The 3,118-nt window shown below is 67.1% G+C and carries 4 protein-coding genes; all 4 read left to right on the plus strand.

Annotated features, from left to right (window positions below; genetic code table 11):
- Positions 1-267 precede the first annotated feature (267 nt).
- Positions 268-585 (plus strand): hypothetical protein, encoded by a 318-nt coding sequence (locus AC1DN0_RS40745; RefSeq protein WP_441633183.1) that lies wholly within the window; start codon positions 268-270, stop codon positions 583-585.
- A 102-nt stretch (positions 586-687) separates the two neighbouring features.
- Positions 688-1,785: a pyruvate dehydrogenase (acetyl-transferring) E1 component subunit alpha gene (gene pdhA / locus AC1DN0_RS40750; protein ID WP_441633185.1), complete on the plus strand. Its 1,098-nt coding sequence runs from the start codon at positions 688-690 to the stop codon at positions 1,783-1,785.
- Positions 1,778-2,755 carry an alpha-ketoacid dehydrogenase subunit beta gene (locus tag AC1DN0_RS40755; RefSeq protein WP_441633171.1) on the plus strand — a complete coding sequence of 326 codons (978 nt, stop codon included), beginning with the start codon at positions 1,778-1,780 and terminating at the stop codon, positions 2,753-2,755. The genes pdhA and AC1DN0_RS40755 overlap by 8 nt, the downstream gene beginning before the upstream one ends.
- A gap of 20 nt (positions 2,756-2,775) precedes the next feature.
- Positions 2,776-3,118: biotin/lipoyl-containing protein (locus AC1DN0_RS40760; protein WP_477146589.1), on the plus strand; the 343-nt coding region annotated here is incomplete at its 3' end.

Below are 3,118 nucleotides of genomic sequence, written 5' to 3' on the forward strand. Positions count from 1 at the left end.
CCTCTTGTTCCTGTCCGGGTCTTGGGGACCCTTGTTGTTTATTCGGATTGCGAACTTGTATTCGCTATATGAAATAGTTTAGCCCTCGCTTCCGTGCATGAGCAAGCCCGATTTTCCTAGGGTTTTCACCAGGAACAGATCTTGGAGGTAAGACAGGTCAGGCKGCAAGCTACCGGACGTTACCCCACATTGCCGCACTCCCCTCAATCGCCCCAACCACTGCAATAGGATTACACTGAAAACGAGACAACCCTCCGGAGTGGCATGATGGACGGCATTGACCCTCAACGCACCTTCCGTGGTCTTCCCCTGACCCCGGAACAGGATGCGGAAGTCAGGCACTACATCAAGAAGCAAAAACAACGTAGTGCGCCATGGGATACACCTGAGCTGGCCGCGATGCTCGCGGATATGTTGCGGCCGCCGAGCAACGAGGACGAGGACTTCGAGCCCGACGACGGTGAAGGGAAAGCGGCCGCCGAGCGCGCGGCGGGTGCGGTCGACGACGAGATGGATCCGATCGAGGCCGGCGAGGAGCGGATCGCGGCCATGGAAGCCGAGGCGATGAAAGGCCCCAAACACTGAATCGCAGTTGGAGCATGCGCATCGTGGCTCGTGGCCGGGACGCGCACCGGAAGAAGACAGCCCCCAGTGCAACCACTGGAACACAAGAACAAAGGGCATGCCATGGCGACCGTCGCGACATTCGAAATCGGGTACACGCAGTTTCTCGACCCACAAGGTGAGCCGACCCAGGCGCTACCGGCCTTTGCGCTCGATCCCGAGGCGCTGGTGCCGCTGTACCGGGCCATGGTGCTGACGCGCCAGTTCGACCTGAAGGCCATTGCACTGCAGCGCACCGGCCAGATCGGTACGTTTGCCTCCGCGCTGGGCCAGGAGGCAGTCGGCGTCGGCGTGGCCAGCGCGATGCGGCCGGAGGACGTGCTGGTGCCGTCCTACCGCGATCATGCCGCGCAGTTCCAGCGCGGCGTCTCGATGACCGAGAGCCTGCTGTACTGGGGCGGCGACGAGCGCGGCAATTTCTTTGCGGCGGCGCCGCATGACTTCCCCAACTGCGTGCCCATCGCCAACCAGGTCTGCCATGCCGCTGGCATCGCCTATGCCATGAAGCTGCGCGCGGAGCCGCGCGCAGCGGTCTGCCTGCTCGGCGACGGCGGCACCTCGAAAGGCGATTTCTACGAAGGCATGAATATGGCCGGTGCCTGGCACGCGCCGCTGGTGCTGGTGGTCAACAATAACCAGTGGGCCATCTCCATGCCCCGCAGCCAGCAGACCGCCGCGCAAACGCTGGCGCAAAAGGCCATCGCGGCCGGCATCCCCGGCCTGCAGGTGGATGGCAACGATGTCGTCGCAGTGCGCCAGATGACACTCGAAGCGCTCGAACGGGCGCGCGCCGGCGGCGGGGCCACGCTGATCGAGGCGATCACCTACCGGCTCGGCGACCACACCACGGCCGACGATGCCTCGCGTTACCGCGAAAGCGATCAGGTCAGGCAGCACTGGCTGCTCGAACCGGTTGCCAGGCTGCGCAACTACCTGTTGCGGCTGGGCGCCTGGGACGCGGCGCGCGAAGAGCAGCTAGCCAAGGCTTGCGCGGGCGAGGTTGCCGCCGCGGTGGAGGCCTACCTGGCGATCCCCCCGCCGGACACGGCAGCAATGTTCGATTACCTCTATGCCAGCCTGCCCGAAGCGCTGGATACGCAAGTGGACACGGCGCGGCGCTTCGCACCGAACGCGCCGGCAAGCGAGAGCGATCATGGCTGAAATCCATCTTGTCGAAGCCGTCAACCATGCGCTGGCCTATGAACTGGAGCACGACCCGCGCGTGGTGCTCCTGGGCGAGGACATCGGCGTCAACGGGGGCGTGTTCCGCGCGACGGCCGGGCTGCAGGCGCGCTTCGGCGCGCAGCGCGTAATCGACACGCCGCTGGCCGAGTCCGCCATCGCCGGCGCCGCCGTCGGCATGGCGGCGATGGGCCTGGCGCCGGTGGCGGAAATCCAGTTCACCGGCTTTATCTACCCCGCCATCGACCACATCATCAACCACGCCGGTCGCCTGCGCCACCGCACGCGCGGCAGGCTGAGCTGCCCGATGGTGCTGCGTTCGCCTTTCGGGGCTGGCATCCACGCGCCGGAGCATCACTCGGAGAGTCCCGAGGCGATGTTCGCGCATATGCCGGGCCTGCGGGTGGTGATCCCGTCGTCGCCGGCGCGTGCCTACGGCCTGCTGCTGGCGGCCATGCGCGACCCCGACCCGGTGGTGTTCCTCGAACCGACCCGGCTCTACCGGCTGTTCCGCCAGGAGGTGCAGGACAACGGCGAGGCGCTGCCGCTCGATGTCTGCTTCACGCTGCGCGACGGCGACGACATCACGCTGGTGAGCTGGGGCGCGATGCTGCAGGAGACGCAGGCCGCCGCCGACCTGCTGCTGGACGAAGGCATCTCCGCCGCCGTCATCGACGTCGCCACGCTCAAGCCGCTCGACATGGGCACCATCCTGGAGTCGGTCGGCAAAACGGGCCGCTGCGTCATCGTCCACGAAGCGCCGCGCAGCGCCGGCTTTGGCGCCGAGATCGCGGCGAACCTGGCCGACGCCGGGCTGTATTCGCTGTCCGCGCCGGTGCAGCGCGTCACCGGCTACGACACGGTAGTGCCGATGGCCAGGCTCGAATACCAGTACCTGCCCAGCGTGGCGCGGATTGCCGACGCGGCGCGCAGGGCCATGGCCGCCTGAAGTCGTTCCTGGGAGCTTCGATGAAAATCTTCAAGTTGCCCGACCTGGGCGAAGGCCTGCAGGAAGCCGAGATCACCGAGTGGCACGTCAAGCCCGGCGACACGGTGGCCGCCGACCAACCGCTGGTTTCGGTCGAGACCGCCAAGGCCATCGTCGAGATTCCCTCTCCCTACGCCGGACAGGTCGCCAGGCTGTTTGCCGCGGCCGGCGAGATCGTGCATCTCGGCGCGCCGCTGGCCGGCTTCGAAGGCGCGGGCGAGCCGGAGGATGCGGGCGCGGTGGTGGGCGACGTCAAGGTGGGCACGCAGGTGGTCGCGGAAGCGCCCGCCGCCCTGGGCCGCGGCGGCGGCGCGGTGCGGGCAG

The organism is Cupriavidus sp. 05N39 (assembly GCF_056397325.1).